Origin of the sequence: Nonomuraea sp. C10 (genome assembly GCF_008017515.1) — a bacterium.
Classification (GTDB): Bacteria; Actinomycetota; Actinomycetes; order Streptosporangiales; family Streptosporangiaceae; genus Nonomuraea; species Nonomuraea ferruginea.
In genome coordinates this window covers 3,717,865-3,736,140 of the sequence record NZ_VPFF01000001.1, presented here as the reverse complement: position 1 = coordinate 3,736,140, position 18,276 = coordinate 3,717,865, and the positions used below count along the sequence as shown (strand labels likewise).

Here is an 18,276-nt window from a genome sequence, read left to right as displayed (position 1 = left end):
CACCACCGCCGGAGGCCGCCGCCCGTCAAGGTGGAGGTGATCTCAGGACTCCGAGGACGGGGGAGCGGCGGTGTCAGCGCAGGCGAAGGCCGGGCCGGACCATCACGACCAGCTCAGCGGCTACCTGGCCGGGATCGGCGGCACCCCGCTGCTGACCGCCTCGGAGGAGGTCGAGCTGGCCAGACGGATGGAGGCGGGCGCCTACGCCGCCCACCTGGTCGCCGAGCGCGGCCCCGACCCCGAGCTCGCGGCCGTGGCCGCCGACGGCTGGGCCGCCCGCGACCACATGATCCGCGCCAACCTGCGGCTGGTCGTCGCCATCGCCAAACGGTACGCCCACCGCGGGTTGTCGTTCGCCGACGTCATCCAGGACGGCAACCTGGGCCTGATCCGCGCCGTCGAACGGTACGACCACACCAAGGGCTACCGGTTCTCCACCATCGCCGCCTGGTGGATCCGCAAGGCCATCCAGCAGGGCATCGAGCACGCCCACACGGTGCGGCTGCCCATCGGCCTGCAGGACCGCCTGATCGCCGTCACCCGGGCCGAGATCGAGGCCACCCACCAGCTGGGCCGCCTGCCCACCGAGGCCGAGGTGGCCGCCAGGGCCGGCGAGGAGACCGCCAGGCTGGCGGCCCTGCGGCGCACCCCGCAGGACTGCGTCAGCCTCGACCTGGTCGTCCAGGACGGCCAGCACGCGATGACCCTCGGCGACATGATCGAGGACCCCGACGGCGAGCGGGCCGAGCAGGCGGTCGAGCGCGCGGAACTCAAGCGGGTGCTCGCCGCCGCCCTCGGCGGGCTCGCGCCCCGCCAGCAGCTGATCCTCAGGCTCCGGTACGGGCTCGACGGGTACGAGGAGCACACCACCCGGCAGATCGCCGCGCGGATGGGGCTCACCTCTCACTGGGTGCGCCGGCTGGAGAAGGAGTCGCTCACCAGGCTGCGCCGCTCCATGCGGCACCGCTGGACGCACTGAGGAAGGGCCGGCTCAGTCGTCCTCGTCAGATCGTTCGATCTTGATGGTCCACTGGGCGGCGAGCGCGCCCATCGCGCTCAGCGCGGTCACGACGGGAGCGAGGACCAGCGCCCCCACGCCGACCGTCACCGGCACCTGCATGACGGTGTGACCGCGCGTGTCCCTGACGATGATCATGCGGGCGTTGCCCTCGTGGATCACGTTCTTGATCCGGTCGGTCAGCTCCGGCTTCTCCTCGGTGACGCTCATGCGCCGTGGCTCCTCCCACTCACGGTACGGCGATCGCCGCACGGTGAGGCTTCCCCTCGGCGAGAGCCTTGACCGTGGCGAGCTGTCCGCGGACGGCCAAGAAGTCCGATGTATCGGACAGCAGCAGGTAGATCAGCCCGAGCACCCCCGGACGGCACAGGATCCGCTGCCGCAGGACCAGCCGCGTGTGGCCGTCCTGTTCCCGCAGCTCCACGGCCCAGGTCACGGTGACGTGGAAGGCGTGCACGGCCATCACCAGGGTCCGGCCGGGCTCCTCCTCCACGACCTCGGCGCCCCGCCCGGCCAGCTCCGGCAGCAGGGGCCAGACGTCCTCGGGCGCGGCGGCGATGGTGACGGCCCGGGTGGCGATGACGTGCGGGCGCGGGATGACGGCGTCGCCCGGCATCGGGGCGCGCGCCTCTCCGGCGGTGGCCCCCCAGCGCAGCAGCCGCGGACGGACCAGCAGCCGGAAGGCCGCCAGCCCGGCGAGCGTCAGAACCGTCCACCTCATGGCATTCGTCCTCATGCCTCCACTCCATCAGGCGCGGGAGGCCGAGCTGCAGGGCCTTCCGTCCCTTCTTCGGCCGGAAAACCCGGTGCGGCGCGCCACGGGTCATTGCTAGCCTCCGCGGCATGCGTACCGCTCCGATCGAATAGCGCCCGGCACGAGGTTCCAGCCGCCTTGTGTCCGTACGCGCTAACGGAGTGTCACCACATGAACACCGCCCTCAGGCGGAACAAGAACTTCGCCCTGCTCCTGTCCGGCCAGATCGTCTCCAACGCCGGCGACCACATCCAGGACTTCGCCTTCCTCCTCCTCGTGCTGGCCATGACCGGGTCGGCCGCGCAGAGCGGGCTCGTCCTCGGCGTCAACACCGCCGCCTACCTGCTCGTCGGCCTGGCCGCCGGCGCGCTCGTGGACCGCTGGGACCGCCGGCGCACCATGATCTGGTGCGAACTCGGCCGCGCCGCCCTCGCCGCCACCGTCGCCGCCGCGCTCTGGCTGGACCGGCTCACCCTGCCCCACCTGTACGCGGTCGCGGCGCTCGGAGGCGTGCTGCACGCGCTCTTCCAGTCCGCGAGCACGGCCGCGCTGCCCACCATCGTCGGCCCCGCCCAGCTCGCCCGCGCCCTCGCCGTCACCCAGGGGACGCTCAACACGCTGCGGGTCAGCGGCGCCACCCTCGCCGCGGCCGTCCACGGGCTGGGCCGGACCGTGCCGTTCGCCGTGAACGCCGTCTCGTTCGTCGCCTCGGCCGCCAGCCTGCGGCTCATGCGGGCGTCCTTCCAGGAGGAGACCCGCCCGCCGGGGCCCGGCAGCCTCGTCGCGGAGATCCGCGAAGGGCTGACCTGGCTGTGGCGGCAGCCGGTGATCCGCCTGTTCGGCCTGCTCCAGACCGGCGACATGCTCAGGTACGGGGCCGGCTACCTGGTCATCATCACCCTGGCGCAGGGCGTGGGCGCCTCACCCCAGCAGATCGGGCTGATCTTCAGCGCGGCCGCCGCCGGGTCGCTGCTCGGCTCACTGCTGGCGGCCCGGCTCGCCGCCCGCTTCCCGATCGGCCGCCTCGCCGCGGCCATGCTGTGGGTGGAGGCCCTCGTCTTCCCCCTGTACGCGGCCGCGCCCGACGCCCTGCTCCTCGGCCTCGTCGCCTTCGCGGAATCGGTGCTGCCGCCCGTCTACTCGGTGGCCATGACCAGCCACCGCCTCGCCATCACCCCCGACCACCTGCGCGGCCGCACCTCGGCCGCCCTGGAGACGCTCACCATGGGCGCCCTGTCGGCGGGCACGATGGCGGGCGGCGCCATGATCGCCGCCTGGGGACCCAAGCCCGCCACCCTGACCCTGGCGGCCTGGCTCCTCCTCCTGGCCATCACCGCCACGGCCGCCCCATCCGTCCGCCGGATCCGGTGACCCCTCGCCTCACTGGTTCGAACCCGGTGCTGTACACCCTGGATATCCTCCGCACCCACCCGTTGCCCCGGGCTTCCCTTGACCCCGCACGCCCGCCCGTCCACGAAGGGCCCCGCTGCGCTCGGACGTTCTTTGGTGCCGGGCTTCGCCCGGCGGCTATCGCCCAGCCGGGACGGATGGCTCGAATTCCTTGACTCGGCGCGATGACGGGTGCGTCATCCGACGTCGTGCCGCTGACGCCGGGCGGCTGAACTTGATAGCCGTGCCCGCCTTCACCGGGCGACGTACTCTGCCAGCACGTTCGCCGCGCCCTCCGGATCGCGGCGGGACACCGGGCCGGGCACCGCATGCCTGCCCCGCCGTACCAGTCGAACGCTCGGACCGGGGTTGCCGCGCCGCCGCACAGATGCAGCCCTACGATTGCCACTGCATGGCTGAACCCCGTACGTGCTTGGGGGCGGTCGACGATCCAGGGTTCGTTTTCTCACCCTGGCTCACCGGAGAACGTGGCTCCAACTCCGTCCGTGCCTATTGTCGCTCAGGCGTATGTCGTCGAGGTGCTGCCCCTGTCGGTGACGGCTGCCATCATGCATGTGACTGATCACGGGAGTTACGGTGATGGACGTACACGAAGAATTTGGCTGGCTCGCAAAGCATGGCCCGTTCTATGACGTCTCCTGTGTCACCTTCGCCCGATCCCTCAGCCCTCGTGAGGCGTTGACGCGTCTAGGTGCAGACTGCAACGGGATCGGAGAGGTGACCTTCGAAGAGCACCAAGAACGAACGATGAGGTACATCGACTCGGACAACATGCGCACCAGCTATGTGGGCGCGCTGGAGATGAACGGCTGGACCGTTCTGATCCAGCTCTGGACTGGATCGATCGGCCTCAACAAGCGCCTACTCCGCAGCCTCTCTCAGGCGACTGAGGTGGTGTCGATCTATCGCAACCTCCATGCCACGGACTATTTCGTCTACGCGGTCGACAGTGAAGAGGTCACGAGCTTCGATCAATTGGTTCCTGATACACGCTTGGGCAGTGATCCCGACCGCCTGGCCAGCGAGATGCGCGAAGTCGGCCTGTCCTGGGAGGGGCCCGGTATCGACGCCCCCTTCCCCCGGTCTTTCGCTCTGGCGAAGAAGATCACTGGCTTTTCTTTCTCGGAGGACATGCTCAGCACACCATTCCTCGGTGCCGCGATCCGTGACTGATGACCGGATCCAACGCCCCTACAGTCGGTCGCGGTGGCAGGTCGATGAGAACGTGTCATCCGTGCCATTAGCGTGCCATTAGCTCCGACCGGGCGACATGACGATTGCTCGCCGGGGACGAGCGAGAGGGGAGCTGGGGCAGGTGTCGCGTTCGCCATGCTCACGGTCCGTTTTCCCGACCTCCCGACGAACCCTGAGGAGCCGCACCACGCCGCGTTCTGCCAAATCCGCCATCTGGCGCATCACGCCGACCGCAGTCTGTGTCAGGCCCCGGGGTCGACGTTCGGGTCTACTCTGGGGAAGGAGGACGACATGATCGACAAGAGCGACCAGGCGGACCCCGGCGCAGACGACACCGACGGGCAGCGCTGGGGGCAGCGGACCTTCAGCCCCGAGGTGGTCGAGCGAGCCCACGAGGAGATTCGCCGCCAGGAGGCGGAGCGCCGTCGGCGATTGTTCGGCGACCGGCAGCCGTTCGCGGTTCCCGAGGACATCATCGACTTCGAGCCGGAGGCTGGTGTGCCCGTCGACTACGCCTTGAATACCGCGGCGGCAACGGACGCCACGGGAGGGCGCATGTCGCACGAGCGGTGCTACGAGCTGTCGATCGCGGCGGCGCGGCAGCAGGGTTTCCTGACCCGTGCCCAACTGGCCCGGCTCGGGGTCGACGACGGTGAGCTGGACCGTCTCCGGGAGGCCGGGCTGCTGACCGAGCTCGACCACGGCGTCTACCAGCACGCCGCCAGCTCGGTGGCACTCAAATACGGCTATTCCTACGCCGCGTGGCTGGCGCTGGCTCCCGACCGGTTCCGCTGGGAGCGGCCGCAGACCGCGACCGACGACGCCGTGCTGTCGCACGAGTCGGCGGCCGGGCTGCTCGGCCTCGGGGCGCTCGCCGTGCCGCGGACGATCTTCACCGCGCCGGCCGAGCTGCCCGCGCCACGGGCCACGATCATCCATGTCGAACGGCTGGCGGCGGCGGACGTCACCGTCGTCGAGGGCATTCCGGTGACCACGCCCTTCCGGACGATCCTGGATCTGATGCGGGGCGGCACCGACCACGACGACTTCGGGCGCGCGCTCCAGGAAGCCGTCCGGCGCGATCTGGTGGACCTTCAGGAGGTCTATGACGCCATGCTGCCACTCGCTCCGGCCCACAGTTTCCCGACCGCCGGACCGGATTTCGTCGCCTACTTCCTGCCGGACCTCGACCCGTCCGGACTGACGCCGAGAAACTTGCGGGCCTATGCAGAGCTGACGGCTGCCGACAGCGTCGCTGAAGCGCAGAGCCGGGTCGCGGTCCTGTTGGCCGAGCTGCGTTATCCGACAGGTGCTCAGCACCCTGCCGACGACGGGCTGAGCCGGCAGATCGCCGCCGAGATCGTCGGGCGGCTGTGCCGGTAGCTCGACTCCCTGGAAGGCGAGGCAGACTCAGCTCTCTGAGTCTGTCCGTGCCACTCCGTCGCCATCGCTACCGCACGCCGACCGGCCGCTCGCTGCGCGGACGCGGGCGACTGACTCGCGAAGGTCAGCCGGCTCTGCCGCACTGAGCTGGAAGAGCAGCTCGTCCCGGTCGCGGACCGCTCGCGCAGTCCCGGGTCGCCGCACAAACCCTTAGCGCCGCCACTACCGCCGCGCCGCGCTCCTCGGGCGCCGCCGCGTAGGCCCGCACGTGGAGGTCGGCCTCGGCCGGTACGCCGTGGTCGGTGTGCAAGGTGAAGTACGGATGCACGAGCGTGTTGTTGGGGGTCTCCGGGTCTCGGTCGAGGCCGGGGTCCAGACGGGAAACGGCCTTTCCCATGGCCTTCCGGCGCGAGGATAGTTGCGGGCAATCGGCTTGTAAGCGGGCTCCGAAGAATGGGTGACATGACAGATTTCTCTGTGGTGCGCAGAGTCGCCCCCGGCCGCACCAGTGCCGTCCTCGTACTCCTCCTGCTTGTGCTCTCGGGATGCGGCTTCGCCGGTGGCGAGACCGGGGGCGCTGAGACCGCTCCGGCACCCGTGACCAGCCATACGACCAGCGAAAGTGCACCCGCTCAGGCGGAGAGCGCGCCGGCCCAGGAAGCGAATGACGAGCCTTCGACGGCGGTCGAGCCGGGCGGCACCCTGACCGACGGCAGCACGGTGTCGGCCGAGCTGACCCGGGCGGGGCAGAAAGACAAGTTCACCCTGGACCTGGGCGACGCCAAGGAGTTCTACGTCGCCGACATGCAGGGTGCCGACATCCAGTTACAGGTGTTCTCCGAAGTCGACGGCGAACCGCTGGGCCCGTCCAGCGTCGCGATGAGCTTCGGCACCTCGCTCTTCAAACTGACCAAGGTGGGCGGGCACCGGCTGGAGGTTTGGGGGAACACGAACGTCATAGGCGCGTACAGCTTCCGGATCGCGACCGTGAAGGTCCGCACCTTCCCCGTGGCGGTCGGCCTGCAGATCGGCGAGGGCAGCCCTGACGGGGCCGGGCGGCTGGACGTCCCCGGACGGATCGACCGCTTCGAGTTCGACTCCGACGGCGCGACGGCCGTCAAGGTCCTCGGGGGCGCGGGGGCGTGCACGGCCATCCAGCTGGAACTGTACGACGCCGCCGAGAAGAGCGTCGCCGACGCCCGGCAGCCTATCCCGCTGTGCGGCTACGAGTTCGACATCCCACTGTCGGGCGGGGACGGGCGCTATGCGCTGGTCGTCAGGTCGGGCGAGGCCAAGACCGGGGCGTACTCCTTCCAGATCGCGCGCGCCGGCTGAACGGTCAGGAACGGCGCAGGCTCCCGCGGTACTCCAGCGAGCCCGCGCCCTCCTGTCGTACGAGGTCCAGTGTCCCGGCGGCGTTCAGCGTGAGCGTCATGTCTCCGCCCGCGCACCGATCCCGCTGCGCCACGGCCATGTCGAGCACGGTGTCGCTCCTGACGCGAGTCAGCGTGGCCTGCTGGTCACAGTCGCCGTCGGCCCACGTCCCGGCGCTCTGCCCGCCCGGCAGGGTGACCGTGACCTCGACGCTCTTCTTACGGTTGTCCTGCGAGATGACCTGTCCCGTCCAAGTCCCCGCGAAGGCTTCGGGGATCCCGCCCGTCCCGGCCGTAGCCGATCTGGACGACGATGCCGGAGATGACGTCGAAGTCCGCCCGGAGGCCGATTCCCGGTCAGCGGGCGGATCGGACGCCGTCTGCGTCGTCGCCTCGCCGCCCTCGGCCGGGACGCCGATCGTCCCCGTCGCGTACAGCACACCGGCCGTCGCCAGAACCGCCAGGGTGATGGCGATCAACGGCAGGGCCGGCCGCATCCTCCGCCGGGTGACCGTCTCGCCGTACGAGAAGTCGCCCTGCCCCCGCACCGTCGATCCATCGAGGGGCGGCAGGGCCGGGCCGGATCCGGGCTCGGCCGGCAGCACCTTGGTCGGGCTCGGGGCCGGCCAGTCCGGGGGGACGTACGCGCTGGGAACCGGGCCGACGTCGGGAACCGTGACGGTGGAGGCTCCGGGGTCGACCAGGCGGATCAGCAGCGACCGGGCAGAGGGACGGGCCCGGGGATCCTTCGACAGGCAAGCGGCCAGGGTTTCGCGCAGGCTCTGCGGAATGCCGGAAAGGTCGGGCTCCAGGGTGAGAATGCGGTGGAAGACGGCGGCAACGGTGTCGCTGCCGAACGGCGCCCGCCCGGTCGCCGCATAGACCATGGTCGCGGCCCAGGCGAAGACATCGGCCGCTGAAGACCCGTACTCTCCCTTGAGCTGCTCAGGCGCCATGTACGGTGGCGTCCCCGACATCGTCGAGGTCGCCGTGCCGTCGCCGAGCGGCCGGGCGATGCCGAAGTCGACCACGCGTGGCCCGTCGGGACCGAGCAGCACGTTGGCGGGTTTGAAGTCCCGATGGACGACCCCGGCACCGTGGATGGCCGCGAGGGCGCTGGCCGTGCCGACCGCCAGCCGCTCCAGGTCGCCGTCCCGCAGGGGACCGCCCGCGCGTACCCGCTCCTGCAATGACGGGCCCGCGACGAATTCGCTCACCACGTACGGCACCGGCCCGTCAGGCTCGGCCTCCAGCACGCGGGCCGTGCAGAAGGGGGCCACCCGGCGGGCCGACTCCAGCTCCCTGGCCAGCCGGCGGCGGGTGTCGGGATCGTTCCCACCCCTGAGAACCTTGATCGCAACGCGGCCGCCGGACGCGCTCCGCCCCTCGTAGACGACCCCCTGTCCGCCCTCGCCCAAGCGTGCGACCACCTGGAACGCCCCGAGCACACGTGGGTCTCCCGGCTCCAACGGGCCAGCGGACATGATCTCCTCCACGCACGTTGGGCGAGCTGCCACCGGCACGCCGGGATTCTCCAGGATCATGTCAGATTTTAGTGACGATTCGTGGATCAAGCAGAAACGCCGGCGGCCCGCCCGGGAGTCGGGGCAGGCGCGCCGCAGTGCTTCCCTGTGTCCCACCTGAGGGCTGCCGGTCCGAGATCAGTGAGCTCCTCAGCGGTCGAGCCTGATGGAGGTGGGAAGACTCAGATTCACCGACCCTCGCCGAGGTTGATCGCCGGACACCTCCGGTGACTCGCCGACCGGCTTCACCCTCGTCCGAAGCCGGTCAGCCCCGTCATCGCTCGGCCGGCTCCTTGACCGCCACCGGAGCCTCGGCGTGCCTGCCCGCCGAGGGGCGGCCGGTGACGTAGGTGGCCAGCAGGAGCAGGAGGGCCGCCTGGGCGAGCATGCCGGGGGCCAGCGGCGGGGCGTCGCCGACCGACTTGGTGAACGCGTGCCACCATTGCCCGATCATCGACACTCCGTCGAGCGCGCCCGAGAAGGACCCCACCGTCATGTTGGCCGACACGTGCGCGAACACGCCGAAGGCCGAGGCGAGCAGCACCACGGCGGCGATCACCCGCACCGTGCCGGAGAGCCGGGTGGCCAGCAGCAGGAGAACGCCGACGGCGAGCAGCGTCAGCGCCGCCCACGGCACGAGCTGCTGGACGCTGCGCCAGTGGCGCTCCACGGCGAGCTCGAAGCCGGCGCCGAAGATGGCGATGACGGTCAGCGCGGCCAGGGCGCGCCGCACGAGCGTCGGGTTCACCGCGCACCCGCCGACGCCGCGACGAGGCTCGCACCGGCCGTGTGAGCCATGAGAGGCGCGTTCATTCTCACCGTTTTCATCGTGAAACCGTCTTTCCACGTCAGAGGCCTGCGCAACCCATGTTCGCCGGGCCGCCTGAAGACGACCTCTGCGGAACATGAAGACCATCTGAGAAAACCGGTCAATTGACTGCTCTGCTGCTGCGGCACGCACGCACCTTCGCCTAGCCAGGCGTTCCCAGCGCGCCAGCCGGTCAGCATCTTGTCCAGCCGGGCGGGGCCGCACTCTTCACGAGCCTTGTGGGCGGCGCGGGAGGTGGCCACGCACTGGTTCCACGCCCACCGGCACCGGTCCCACTCGGCCAGTAGCGCCGCGAGTGCGGTGGACGACACGCGAAGCCGGTAGGTGTACCGGGCATGCTCAGCCCCTCGGCATCATTTGGTGTCGTCATGGTGTCATTATGCCTCTGGCATGCCACCATGAACGTATGGAAACCGAGGTGCGCATCACCCTTCGACTACCCGCCGACCTCCACGCCCGGCTTACCGCTCAGGCGAAGACCGACCGGCGATCCCTCAATGCCGAGATCGTGCACCTACTGGAGGCCGCAATCGGCACTCCCCGGGTGAACAGCGATTCACCTTGAAGGCGAATCGCTGCTTCGCGGCCCCGCTACGCGGACAACCGGATTCCTCCCCGGCCTTAAGGCCGGAGCATCCTCCGGTTTATCCGGTGATGTCACGCCGCAGAGTGATGAACCGGGCGGCGAGCACCGCGGCGGCGATGTAACCGGCGAACAGCAGGCCGCCTCCCCAGGCAGGCAACAGCTCGCCGCCCGAGTCGAGCCGCATGCCGCCGAGCGCCCTGGCCGCCCCGGTAGGCAGCCACCGGAACACGTCGGGCACCAGCCAGGCCAGGAACGCGTCACCGTACATGAACAGCAGGCAGGCCAGGGCGATCGCGCCCACCTGGTGGCGGATCAGCGCGCCGAGCCCGACCCCGAGCAGCGCGTACAGGGTGCTGCCCAGCACCGCGCCGGTCAGCACCCACGGCACGTCGGAGCTCAGCGCGGGATGCCCTTGCGACGACAGGAGCGCCGCACCCGCCACCAGCGTCGCGAGCGCCGACAGCGCCGAGACGACCAGCCCCACCAGCCCGTAGACGGCCAGCTTGGCCAGCACCACCCGGCCCCGGCGGGGGCTGGCGAGGAAGCTCCAGGTGATCGTCCCGTGACGGAACTCGCCGCACATCCCCAGGATGCCGATGATCATCGTGAACACGTACGCCTGCTGCGCCATGTTGTAGACGTTGGCCATCCGGACGGCGTCGGACGCGGCCGGCATCAGCGCGGGCAGGCAGGCCCACAGCGCGCAGAACAACGGCGTGACCGCCACCAGCACCCTGGTCGTGCGGCTCGCGCGGGCCTTGAGCAGCTCGGCCTTGATGAGGGGGATCATCCCGCCACCTCCAGGTAGAGGTCTTCCAGACCGGCTCCGGCCAGGGGGCCGCTCCAGCGCAACCGCCCGGCGGCGATGATGACGACGTGGTCGGCGATCTGCTCGACCTCGGCCAGCACGTGGGTGGAGATCAGCACCGTGTGGCCCTCGTGGGCGTACGCCCGAAGGAAGCCGCGCAGCCAGCGCATGCCGGCCGGGTCGAGCCCGTTGGCCGGCTCGTCCAGGATGAGCGTGTCAGGCTCGCCGAGCAGGGCCGTGGCCAAGGCGAGCCGCTGGCGCATGCCCAGGGAGAAGCCGCCGACCCTCCGGTGAGCGGCCGCTTCGAGGCCGACCTGCTCCAGCACCCGGGCGACCCGGGCCGCAGGAAGGCCGGCCGCGATCCGTACGGCCTCCAGATGGGTGGCGGCGGTGAGGCCGGGATGGAAGGACGTGGCCTCCAGGACCGCGCCCACCCGCTCCAGCGGGCGGTCGAGCTCGTGGTAGGGCACGCCGCCGAGGACGGCCTCGCCGGACGTCGGCCTGACCAGCCCGAGGAGCATGCGCAGGGTGGTGGTCTTGCCGGCGCCGTTGGGGCCGAGGAAGGCGGTGATCGTGCCCTCGGGCACGGTGAAGGACAGGTCGTCGACGGCCAGGACCTTGCCGAACGACTTGCGCAGACGATGGACGCGGATCGAGGTCATGCGCCTACGATCGGTGATCGCGGGGTCGTCGCGCATGGGAGCAGGGGTTGATTTCCGTTCTCCAACCACGGGTTGATGTGCGGTGCGCGGCCCGCGATTACCTTGGGGGACGTGGCATTTCTCCGCAGCCGGGCGGCCCGCGTCACGGGGTTCGCCCTCGTGGCCCTCTACCTGCTCTGGGGGCCCTTCGCGATCGCGCACTCCAGGGCGACGGCTCAGGAGACGCTGCTCGCGCTGCTCGTCGGCGTCACCACCTGGGGCTGCGCGATCTGGCTGCTCCGCTCCCGCGCCGTCTCCGGCTACAACGTGCCACCGCTCCTGGTCACCGTCGTGGGGGCGGCGGCGATGCAGGCGATGGAGCCCTACACCGGTCTGGGCTTCGCCTTCTTCGCCGCCATCGCCGCGCCGCACAGGGTGCGGCTGCGCGCCGCCGTCCCGCTGACCGCGCTCCTGCTGGCCGCCCTGCCGCTGGTGTCCTACCTGACCGGGTTCGACATGGCGGCGGCGTGGGGGATGACGGCGGGGATGGCCTACACGGTGGTGTTCTCGTTCCTGATCTGGCACGTGTCCACGACCAAGCGGCAGGCGGTCGAGGTGGCCGAGGCCCGCGCGGGCGAGGCGGTGCTGCAGGAGCGCGCCCGCCTGGCCCGCGAGGTCCACGACATCCTGGCCCACGCGCAGTCCGCGCAGATCGTCCATCTGGAAGGTGCCCGTGTCCTGCTCAGGACGGGCGCCGACCCGGCGCTGGCGCTCGACCGGGTGGAGCGGGCCGTCCACCTCGCCAGGGTCGGCCTGGAGGAGACCCGTCGCGCCCTCGACACGCTGCGTGGCAGGGACCTGCCGCTGCCGGAGCGCCTCGAACGGCTCGCCGCCGAGTTCCGCGCGACCACCGGGGCGTCGTGCGTGCTCAGCGTCGACTCTGGGGCGGCCGGGCTGTCGGCGGAGGCCAAGCTCGCCGTCGCCCGCACCGCCCAGGAGGCGCTCACCAACGTCCGCAAGCACGCTCCCGGCGCGCCGGCCGAGGTGTCGCTGCGCCTGCTCGGCCGCTGGTGCGAGCTGGAGATCCGCGACGGCGGCGCCCCTGCGGCCCGCCTGCCCGGTCCCGGCCTCTCTGATACGGGAAGCCCTCCGGGCAACGGTCCTGCCCTGAGCAACGGGAGCGCTCAGCAGGGGAACGGCATCGGGCACACGGCTGACTGGCTCCACCCGTCAGGCAGTGATGACACATGTTCGTCTGGCGACGCCGACATCGGGGGTGTCAGGGATGGGGTTGGTGAAGGAGCCGCGGAGCCGGGCGGGCGGATGGCCGCGGGAAGCGGTGCGGGTTACGGGCTGATCGGCATGCGTGAGCGGGCAGAGCTGATCGGGGGGTCGCTGACGGCGGGGGCCGACGACGGAGGGTTCGCGGTGGTGCTGCGGGTGCCGGCATGACGGTGCGCGTGCTCGTGGCCGACGATCAGACCGTCGTGCGCGAAGGATTGGTGCTGCTCCTCGGGCTGCTCCCGGACACCGAGGTGGTGGGCGCCGCCGGTGACGGCGAGGAGGCGGTCAGGCTGGTGGCCCAACTGGCCCCGGACGTCGTGCTGATGGACCTGCGCATGCCTCGCATGGACGGGGTCGCGGCGACGCGGATCATCCGACGGGAGCACCCCTGTACGGAGGTCGTGGTGCTGTCGACGTACTCCGACGACGAGTCTGTCTTCGCGGCTCTGAGGGCTGGGGCCCGGGGTTACCTGACGAAGGACACCGACGCCGAATCCCTGGCCAGGGCCATCTCGGTGGTGGCTGACGGCGAAGCACACTTCGCGCCTCCGGTGCAACGCCGCCTGGCGGAGACCGTGGCGGGCGGTCCTGGGGATGGCGAGGTCTTGAGCCCTGGAGCGGGCTCAGGCAACGAGGAGAGGTGGGGGTACGCGGCGCCTGGGGATGCCCACGCGCCTGGGGATGCGCGGGGATTCGGCACGGGCGGGGGCGCTGGCGTTGGACAAGGTTTCAACAAAGGCGGGGACGCTGACGTCGGACGGGGATTTGGCACGGGCGGGGGTGCTGACGTCGGTCGGGGATTCGGCACGGGCTGGGGCGCTGACGTCGGACAAGGTTTCAACGAACGCGGGGACGCGGACGTCGGACGGCGCTTCAGCAGGAGTCGAGACTTCAACGGGAGGCGGAGGAACGCGGCGGGGCGGCGTGACGAGGCCGGGCCGGAGAATGTTCAGCCGAGGCGGCCTGACGGGCTGACGCAGCGGGAGGTGGAGGTGCTCGGGCTGATCGCCCAGGGCCGGTCCAATGCAGAGATCGCCGGGCAACTCCACATCTCCGAAGCCACCGTGAAGACCCACATCAACAACTTGTTCGCCAAAACCCGGGTCCGCGACCGCGCCCAGGCCGTCACCTACGCCTTCCGCCAAGGTCTGGCCCCGCCATGAGGACGGGACTTCATTACCGCTGGTAGGTCGGTGGTCTGGTCTGCCATGGGGACGGGATGTCTGGTGCGAGCGTCGTGCTGCTGGTGGGTCGGTGGTCTGGTCCTGTCATGAGGACGGGACGCCTGTGATGTCGGGGCTCCCATGCGATCACGCAGGCCGCCGTGTCAGCCGATGCTGATGTGTGGAAGGTAGGGGACGGCTCGAAGGCGAGATCGCTCCGAGCCATCCTCGATCTAGTCATGCTTGCTGATATCGGACGAGTCGATGATGAGGTATCCGCCTTGACGGCGGCATCTTCCAGGCGCTTGCAGAAACAAAGGATCCTCACGCTGTCGGATCCCTGCCCCGCTGAAACCGTCGCCGTCCAAGAGCTGCCCGACGCCAGGCAGCGAAATCCCGCGCCGTTCTCCTACACGGAGCGATGTCGCGCCTATAGGCCATATCGGTATCATCCTGCCGCCTCCAGCCTCCACGGCCAGGCAGGACTCGCTTTCGATCCACGTCACTCGTCCGGTCAGGGGAGAGTAGCCATTTGGTCGCGTGTCGTGTACGAGAATTTCAGGATCGGAACCGACCATGCAGACCCCCGGACACGCGGCCGTTGAGGAGGCCGTGGAAGGGATGAATGCGCATCCCGATAACAGCGCGATGCCGACCAGTGCGGTAGCGATGGGTGTGGACCTCATCATCGGGCCTCCTAGGGGATAGACAGAGGCTTCGGAGATAGCCATCGTCATCCGCGAGGGCACCCTCGAGGACCCCATAGGCTTCCGCGTCCCGATAGAAGGGGCCTCCGCTGTCGCCGAACGTGCAGGTGCTGCTGCCGTTGAGAATGCTCGTGAGAACCTGGCCACCGACAATGCCCCCGAGATCGCCGTCGTAGACGGAGTGGTTGAGTTGGACCACCGTGCCGCAATCACGCGTGGATTCTTTGCCGAACTTGCATACGGGGTCGCCAATCTTGGGCCCAGCGGACCGAGCGTCGGCGTAGCGCTTGGCACCCGTATCCCAGTGACACTTCGCGATCTTGAGGCGTTGGGGTTGCATGGCGACGGCCACCGCGTGATCATTCGGAGTTTGTGAAGACGACAAAAGACCGTGCGGTGGCCGCGAGCCACAGCGTAGACCTTGACGGCTGGTGGTCATCTTCAACGAGCTGATGACCCGGATCGCCGGAGCCGAACCGTGCCGCGCCGCCAGTGCGTATGTGCGCGGGCTGCTGGCCGACATCGACCGTAAGAACTGCTGGAACCTGGCCGAACATGCCGGGCTGCTCGGTCGTCCCGGACGAGATCGCCATGGTGCTGGCCGCGTTGGTACGCCGGGGCGCGCATCGACCAGGACGAGCCGGAGGGGCATCGATGGCTGCTGATCCGCCGGTCAAGGGCCGGGTTGGACTGGACCACCATCAGGTCGGAGCTGGACGGCCTGGCACCGGCATGTCACCTTGGCCATGCTCACGCCGGCCCTGGTGGCGGAAGCGGGGGATTGCTCAGCGCGGGGACACTTCGCCGGGTTCGTGATGCGCGCCGAGGAGGTGCTTCCGGCCCCAGTCGCCGAGCGGTGCCAGCGCTTCGTTGAGGGAGACGCCGAGCGGGGTGAGGGTGTAGGCGACCCGGCGCACCGCCCCTTCGAAGGCCTCGTCCCGGGAGACGATGCCGTCGTTCTCCAGCTCGCGCAGATGGGTGGTGAGGACTTTCTCGGTGACGCCGGGGATGCCGCGGCGCAGCTCGCCGAACCGGAGCGGGCCTTCGTCCAGGGCCCAGAGGATGAGCACCTTCCACTTGCCGCCGACCACGTCGATGGCCGCGTCGATGCCGCACACGTACGTGTCTCGCCTGGTCATGCACTTACCTTAAGGTAACCACCCACAAAAGAGTGCGTACTTGATCATGGTCCAGGGCGTGCCCGAACCTGGTGGACATGGATACCGGCATCACCTCGAAGACTCCCATCACCCTCCTGGGCCTCGGCGACATGGGGACAGCGCTCGCCCACTCCTGGCTCGCCGCGGGGCATCCGCTGACCGTGTGGAACCGTACCCGGGAGAAGGCCGAACCGCTCGTACGCGGCGGCGCGCGGGCGGCGGACACGGCGGCGGAGGCGGTCGCGTCGGCCGCCGGTCCCGTCGTCCTCTGCCTGCTGGACGACGACTCCGTGGGCGAGACCCTGGACGGCGCCGACCTGAACGGCAAGGACGTCGTCAACCTGACCACCGGCACCCCCGCCCAGGCCGGGCGGCGTGCCCGCTGGGTGAATGAGCGCGGGGCCCGTTTCCTGGACGGCGGGATCATGGCCGTGCCCCCGATGATCGGCCGTCCGGAGACCGGCGGCTACGTGTTCTACAGCGGCGACCGGGAGCTGTTCGACCGCCACCGCGAGGCGCTGGAGGTCCCGGCCGGGGCGGAGTTCGTCGGCGAGGACCCCGGCCACGCGGCGCTGCACGACATCGCCCTGCTCAGCGCGATGACCGGCATGCTCGCGGGCATCACCCACGCCTTCGCCCTGGTGAGCCGGGAGAAGGACCTCGACCTGGCCAGGTTCGCCGGGCTGCTCGCGGAGTGGCTCGGCGCGATGGCGGGCAGCAGCCAGGAGATGGCCGCGCAGCTGGTGAGCGGCGACTACACCGAGGGCGTCACCTCCAACCTCGCCATGATGACGGCGGGCAACGACGCGCTCCTGGCCACGGCGCGGGATCAGGGCGTGGATTCCCGGCTGCTCGTCCCGTACATGGAGCTGATGCGTCATCGGGTGGCCCAGGGGCACGGCGACGAGGGCCTGGCGGGCCTGGTGTCCCTGCTTCCGGCGGCTCACTAGGAGCGGGGCGGCTCTCGCCGGAGGCCCGCGATGACCATGTCGATGAGCAGCTCGTAGCTTTCGTCCAGGTCCTCCGGCAGTTGGAAGGCGCCGCGGGTCTCCAGCACCGCGAACCCGTGGGCGGCGGCGCGCAGGCAGCGCGCGGCGTGGATCGCCTGCGATCCCTCCAGGTCGTACGCGCGCAGCGCGGCCAGCAGGATGTCCACCAGCCGCTCGGCGATCGCGGCGGTGGCGGGCTCCGGGGACTGGAGGATGGCGGCGTAGCGGTGCGGGTTGCGGACCACGTACGCGCGCCAGGCCCGCATGAGCGCCCGCAGCGCGTCGTCGCCCGAGCGGCCGAGCACGGCCGCGTTCCCGTGCTCGGCGAACTCCTCCATGACCTGGCCGGACACCAGCACCCGCAGCTCGGCGAGGTTGCGCACGTGCTTGTAGAGCGACGGCGGCGCCACCCCGGCGCGGGCGGCGACCGCGGCGAGCGTGAGCGCGGCCGGCCCCGACTCGTCCACGATCTCCAGCGCGAGGCCGACCACCGCCTTGGCCGAGAGCGCGGCCCTAGCCATCCAGCCGCTCCTTCAGGAAGGTCAGGATGGCCCCGGCGACCTCGTCGGGATACTGCGCGTGCGGGTAGTGGCCCGCGCCCTCGATCATCACGACCCGGCCGATCCCGTCGGGCATCCCGGCGACCACACCCTCGGCCTCGGCGCGCGGGTCGTTCCAGTCGGGGTCGGCCGTGCCCATGACGACCAGCGCGGGGGAGCGGACGCCGGCCAGCTGGGCGCCGGCGTCCTTGGGCGCGGCCATGCCCATCTTGCTGATCACCGCCATCCGGCCGGGCCTGCTCAGGTCGCGGCCCAGCTCGTCCAGGTAAGCGGCGAAGTCGGCCGGTTTGCGGCCCGGGTAGGCGTGGTCCAGGTAGCGCTTCCACAGCCCGAGGCTGCGCAGCGTCCCGGTGGCCATCAGCAGCGACATGCCCTTGCGGTAGGCGGGGTTGCGCACGAGCCCGCCCAGGTCCGGCTGCTGGGGGCGGGTGAACGGGGCGATCTCCACCACGGCGCGCACCAGCTCGGGCTCCCGCGCGGCGGCGATGGTGGCCGCCCCGCCGGAGAACGAGTGACCCACGATCACGGCGGGCCCGCCCAGGTGGCGGACCAGGGCCAGGAGGTCGTGCGCGGTGTCGGTGCGCGAGTAGGAGGACCAGCCGAGCGTCGAGTCGCCGTGGCCGCGCAGGTCGGTGACCGCCACCCGGTATCCGGCGGCGGTCAGCCGCGGCGCCAGGAACCGGTAGGCGGCGCGGTCGTTGCCCATGCCGGGCGCCAGCACGACGAGCGGGCCCTCCCCGGACACCTCGTATCCGAGCCGCCCGCCTTCCACTTCCAGTGTCTCTGCCATGGTCCCGCCTCCAGCTACGATGTATAGCTTGAAAGCTAATGTCATTAGCCAGTGATGTCAAGGATCCGGGTCTGTCTCGGCCGTCCGGCCCGGCGTAGGCTTCG

General features: G+C 70.4%; 20 protein-coding genes. 10 read left to right on the top strand and 10 right to left on the bottom strand.

Features of this window, described 5'->3' with window-relative positions:
- Window positions 1–70 precede the first annotated feature (70 nt).
- Window positions 71–979, top strand: a complete 909-nt coding sequence (locus tag FR742_RS17110) for an RNA polymerase sigma factor RpoD/SigA (RefSeq protein ID WP_222708962.1) — start codon at window positions 71–73, stop codon at window positions 977–979.
- A gap of 12 nt (window positions 980–991) precedes the next feature.
- Here the strand turns inward: FR742_RS17110 and FR742_RS17105 are convergent, their stop codons facing one another.
- Both FR742_RS17105 and FR742_RS17100 read right to left on the bottom strand, forming a co-directional pair.
- Window positions 992–1,228 carry a DUF4342 domain-containing protein gene (locus FR742_RS17105; RefSeq protein ID WP_148031861.1) on the bottom strand — a complete coding sequence of 79 codons (237 nt, stop codon included), beginning with the start codon at window positions 1,226–1,228 and terminating at the stop codon, window positions 992–994.
- A gap of 19 nt (window positions 1,229–1,247) precedes the next feature.
- The gene (locus tag FR742_RS17100; protein ID WP_148031860.1) at window positions 1,248–1,739 is read right to left on the bottom strand and encodes a hypothetical protein; all 492 of its coding nucleotides are present in this window, start codon (window positions 1,737–1,739) and stop codon (window positions 1,248–1,250) included.
- Window positions 1,740–1,943: 204 nt separating this feature from the next.
- On the opposite strand from FR742_RS17100, the gene FR742_RS17095 reads away from it, so the two are divergent.
- The 4 genes from FR742_RS17095 to FR742_RS17080 all read left to right on the top strand — a co-directional run bounded on the left by FR742_RS17095 (window position 1,944) and on the right by FR742_RS17080 (window position 7,094).
- The gene (locus FR742_RS17095; RefSeq protein ID WP_148031859.1) at window positions 1,944–3,143 is read left to right on the top strand and encodes an MFS transporter; all 1,200 of its coding nucleotides are present in this window, start codon (window positions 1,944–1,946) and stop codon (window positions 3,141–3,143) included.
- A gap of 618 nt (window positions 3,144–3,761) precedes the next feature.
- Complete coding sequence (locus tag FR742_RS17090) at window positions 3,762–4,355, top strand: DUF6461 domain-containing protein (protein WP_148031858.1); 594 nt, start codon at window positions 3,762–3,764, stop codon at window positions 4,353–4,355.
- A gap of 312 nt (window positions 4,356–4,667) precedes the next feature.
- Complete coding sequence (locus FR742_RS17085; protein WP_187281184.1) at window positions 4,668–5,759, top strand: type IV toxin-antitoxin system AbiEi family antitoxin domain-containing protein; 1,092 nt, start codon at window positions 4,668–4,670, stop codon at window positions 5,757–5,759.
- Between the two features lie 462 nt (window positions 5,760–6,221).
- A complete protein-coding gene (locus tag FR742_RS17080) occupies window positions 6,222–7,094 on the top strand; it encodes a hypothetical protein (RefSeq protein ID WP_148031856.1) in 873 nt (290 codons plus the stop codon).
- Window positions 7,095–7,098: 4 nt separating this feature from the next.
- Here FR742_RS17080 and FR742_RS17075 read toward each other — a convergent pair whose 3' ends face one another.
- Both FR742_RS17075 and FR742_RS17070 read right to left on the bottom strand, forming a co-directional pair.
- Window positions 7,099–8,616 (bottom strand): serine/threonine-protein kinase, encoded by a 1,518-nt coding sequence (locus tag FR742_RS17075; protein WP_187281183.1) that lies wholly within the window; start codon window positions 8,614–8,616, stop codon window positions 7,099–7,101.
- Between the two features lie 313 nt (window positions 8,617–8,929).
- Window positions 8,930–9,403: a hypothetical protein gene (locus tag FR742_RS17070; RefSeq protein WP_261808580.1), complete on the bottom strand. Its 474-nt coding sequence runs from the start codon at window positions 9,401–9,403 to the stop codon at window positions 8,930–8,932.
- 487 nt (window positions 9,404–9,890) lie between these two features.
- On the opposite strand from FR742_RS17070, the gene FR742_RS17060 reads away from it, so the two are divergent.
- Window positions 9,891–10,049, top strand: a complete 159-nt coding sequence (locus tag FR742_RS17060) for a toxin-antitoxin system HicB family antitoxin (protein WP_148031854.1) — start codon at window positions 9,891–9,893, stop codon at window positions 10,047–10,049.
- 79 nt (window positions 10,050–10,128) lie between these two features.
- Here FR742_RS17060 and FR742_RS17055 read toward each other — a convergent pair whose 3' ends face one another.
- A complete protein-coding gene (locus FR742_RS17055; protein WP_148031853.1) occupies window positions 10,129–10,860 on the bottom strand; it encodes an ABC transporter permease in 732 nt (243 codons plus the stop codon).
- Entirely contained in the window at window positions 10,857–11,540 is a 684-nt protein-coding gene (locus FR742_RS17050; protein ID WP_148031852.1) for an ABC transporter ATP-binding protein, read from the bottom strand. Before FR742_RS17050 ends, FR742_RS17055 begins: the two co-directional genes overlap by 4 nt.
- Window positions 11,541–11,651: 111 nt before the next feature.
- Between FR742_RS17050 and FR742_RS17045 the strand changes: the two genes are divergently transcribed.
- Together FR742_RS17045 and FR742_RS46380 are read left to right on the top strand one after the other, a co-directional pair.
- Window positions 11,652–12,971: a sensor histidine kinase gene (locus tag FR742_RS17045; RefSeq protein ID WP_187281182.1), complete on the top strand. Its 1,320-nt coding sequence runs from the start codon at window positions 11,652–11,654 to the stop codon at window positions 12,969–12,971.
- A complete protein-coding gene (locus FR742_RS46380; protein ID WP_315970617.1) occupies window positions 12,968–13,966 on the top strand; it encodes a response regulator transcription factor in 999 nt (332 codons plus the stop codon). Before FR742_RS17045 ends, FR742_RS46380 begins: the two co-directional genes overlap by 4 nt.
- 558 nt (window positions 13,967–14,524) lie before the next feature.
- Here the strand turns inward: FR742_RS46380 and FR742_RS17030 are convergent.
- Entirely contained in the window at window positions 14,525–15,025 is a 501-nt protein-coding gene (locus tag FR742_RS17030) for a hypothetical protein (RefSeq protein ID WP_148031850.1), read from the bottom strand.
- A 79-nt stretch (window positions 15,026–15,104) separates the two neighbouring features.
- On the opposite strand from FR742_RS17030, the gene FR742_RS17025 reads away from it, so the two are divergent.
- Entirely contained in the window at window positions 15,105–15,338 is a 234-nt protein-coding gene (locus tag FR742_RS17025) for a hypothetical protein (protein WP_148031849.1), read from the top strand.
- Window positions 15,339–15,458: 120 nt separating this feature from the next.
- On the opposite strand, the gene FR742_RS17020 is transcribed toward FR742_RS17025, so the two are convergent.
- The gene (locus FR742_RS17020; RefSeq protein WP_148031848.1) at window positions 15,459–15,812 is read right to left on the bottom strand and encodes a helix-turn-helix domain-containing protein; all 354 of its coding nucleotides are present in this window, start codon (window positions 15,810–15,812) and stop codon (window positions 15,459–15,461) included.
- Between the two features lie 77 nt (window positions 15,813–15,889).
- Here FR742_RS17020 and FR742_RS17015 point away from each other — a divergent pair, with 77 nt between their 5' ends.
- The gene (locus FR742_RS17015) at window positions 15,890–16,783 is read left to right on the top strand and encodes an NAD(P)-dependent oxidoreductase (RefSeq protein WP_148031847.1); all 894 of its coding nucleotides are present in this window, start codon (window positions 15,890–15,892) and stop codon (window positions 16,781–16,783) included.
- Here FR742_RS17015 and FR742_RS17010 read toward each other — a convergent pair.
- Complete coding sequence (locus tag FR742_RS17010; protein ID WP_148031846.1) at window positions 16,780–17,343, bottom strand: TetR-like C-terminal domain-containing protein; 564 nt, start codon at window positions 17,341–17,343, stop codon at window positions 16,780–16,782. The genes FR742_RS17015 and FR742_RS17010 overlap by 4 nt on opposite strands.
- A complete protein-coding gene (locus tag FR742_RS17005) occupies window positions 17,336–18,172 on the bottom strand; it encodes an alpha/beta fold hydrolase (protein WP_148031845.1) in 837 nt (278 codons plus the stop codon). The genes FR742_RS17010 and FR742_RS17005 overlap by 8 nt, the downstream gene beginning before the upstream one ends.
- Window positions 18,173–18,276 lie beyond the last annotated feature (104 nt).

Excerpts from the sequence above, each read along its gene's own strand:
- FR742_RS17105 (WP_148031861.1), bottom strand. The coding sequence starts at position 1,228 with ATGAGCGTCACCGAGGAGAAGCCGGAGCTGACCGACCGGATCAAGAAC.
- FR742_RS17100 (WP_148031860.1), bottom strand. The coding sequence starts at position 1,739 with ATGAGGTGGACGGTTCTGACGCTCGCCGGGCTGGCGGCCTTCCGGCTG.
- FR742_RS17095 (WP_148031859.1), top strand. The coding sequence starts at position 1,944 with ATGAACACCGCCCTCAGGCGGAACAAGAACTTCGCCCTGCTCCTGTCC.
- FR742_RS17090 (WP_148031858.1), top strand. The coding sequence starts at position 3,762 with ATGGACGTACACGAAGAATTTGGCTGGCTCGCAAAGCATGGCCCGTTC.
- FR742_RS17085 (WP_187281184.1), top strand. The coding sequence starts at position 4,668 with ATGATCGACAAGAGCGACCAGGCGGACCCCGGCGCAGACGACACCGAC.
- FR742_RS17080 (WP_148031856.1), top strand. The coding sequence starts at position 6,222 with ATGACAGATTTCTCTGTGGTGCGCAGAGTCGCCCCCGGCCGCACCAGT.
- FR742_RS17075 (WP_187281183.1), bottom strand. The coding sequence starts at position 8,616 with ATGTCCGCTGGCCCGTTGGAGCCGGGAGACCCACGTGTGCTCGGGGCG.
- FR742_RS17060 (WP_148031854.1), top strand. The coding sequence starts at position 9,891 with ATGGAAACCGAGGTGCGCATCACCCTTCGACTACCCGCCGACCTCCAC.
- FR742_RS17055 (WP_148031853.1), bottom strand. The coding sequence starts at position 10,860 with ATGATCCCCCTCATCAAGGCCGAGCTGCTCAAGGCCCGCGCGAGCCGC.
- FR742_RS17050 (WP_148031852.1), bottom strand. The coding sequence starts at position 11,540 with ATGACCTCGATCCGCGTCCATCGTCTGCGCAAGTCGTTCGGCAAGGTC.
- FR742_RS46380 (WP_315970617.1), top strand. The coding sequence starts at position 12,968 with ATGACGGTGCGCGTGCTCGTGGCCGACGATCAGACCGTCGTGCGCGAA.
- FR742_RS17020 (WP_148031848.1), bottom strand. The coding sequence starts at position 15,812 with ATGACCAGGCGAGACACGTACGTGTGCGGCATCGACGCGGCCATCGAC.
- FR742_RS17015 (WP_148031847.1), top strand. The coding sequence starts at position 15,890 with ATGGATACCGGCATCACCTCGAAGACTCCCATCACCCTCCTGGGCCTC.
- FR742_RS17010 (WP_148031846.1), bottom strand. The coding sequence starts at position 17,343 with ATGGCTAGGGCCGCGCTCTCGGCCAAGGCGGTGGTCGGCCTCGCGCTG.
- FR742_RS17005 (WP_148031845.1), bottom strand. The coding sequence starts at position 18,172 with ATGGCAGAGACACTGGAAGTGGAAGGCGGGCGGCTCGGATACGAGGTG.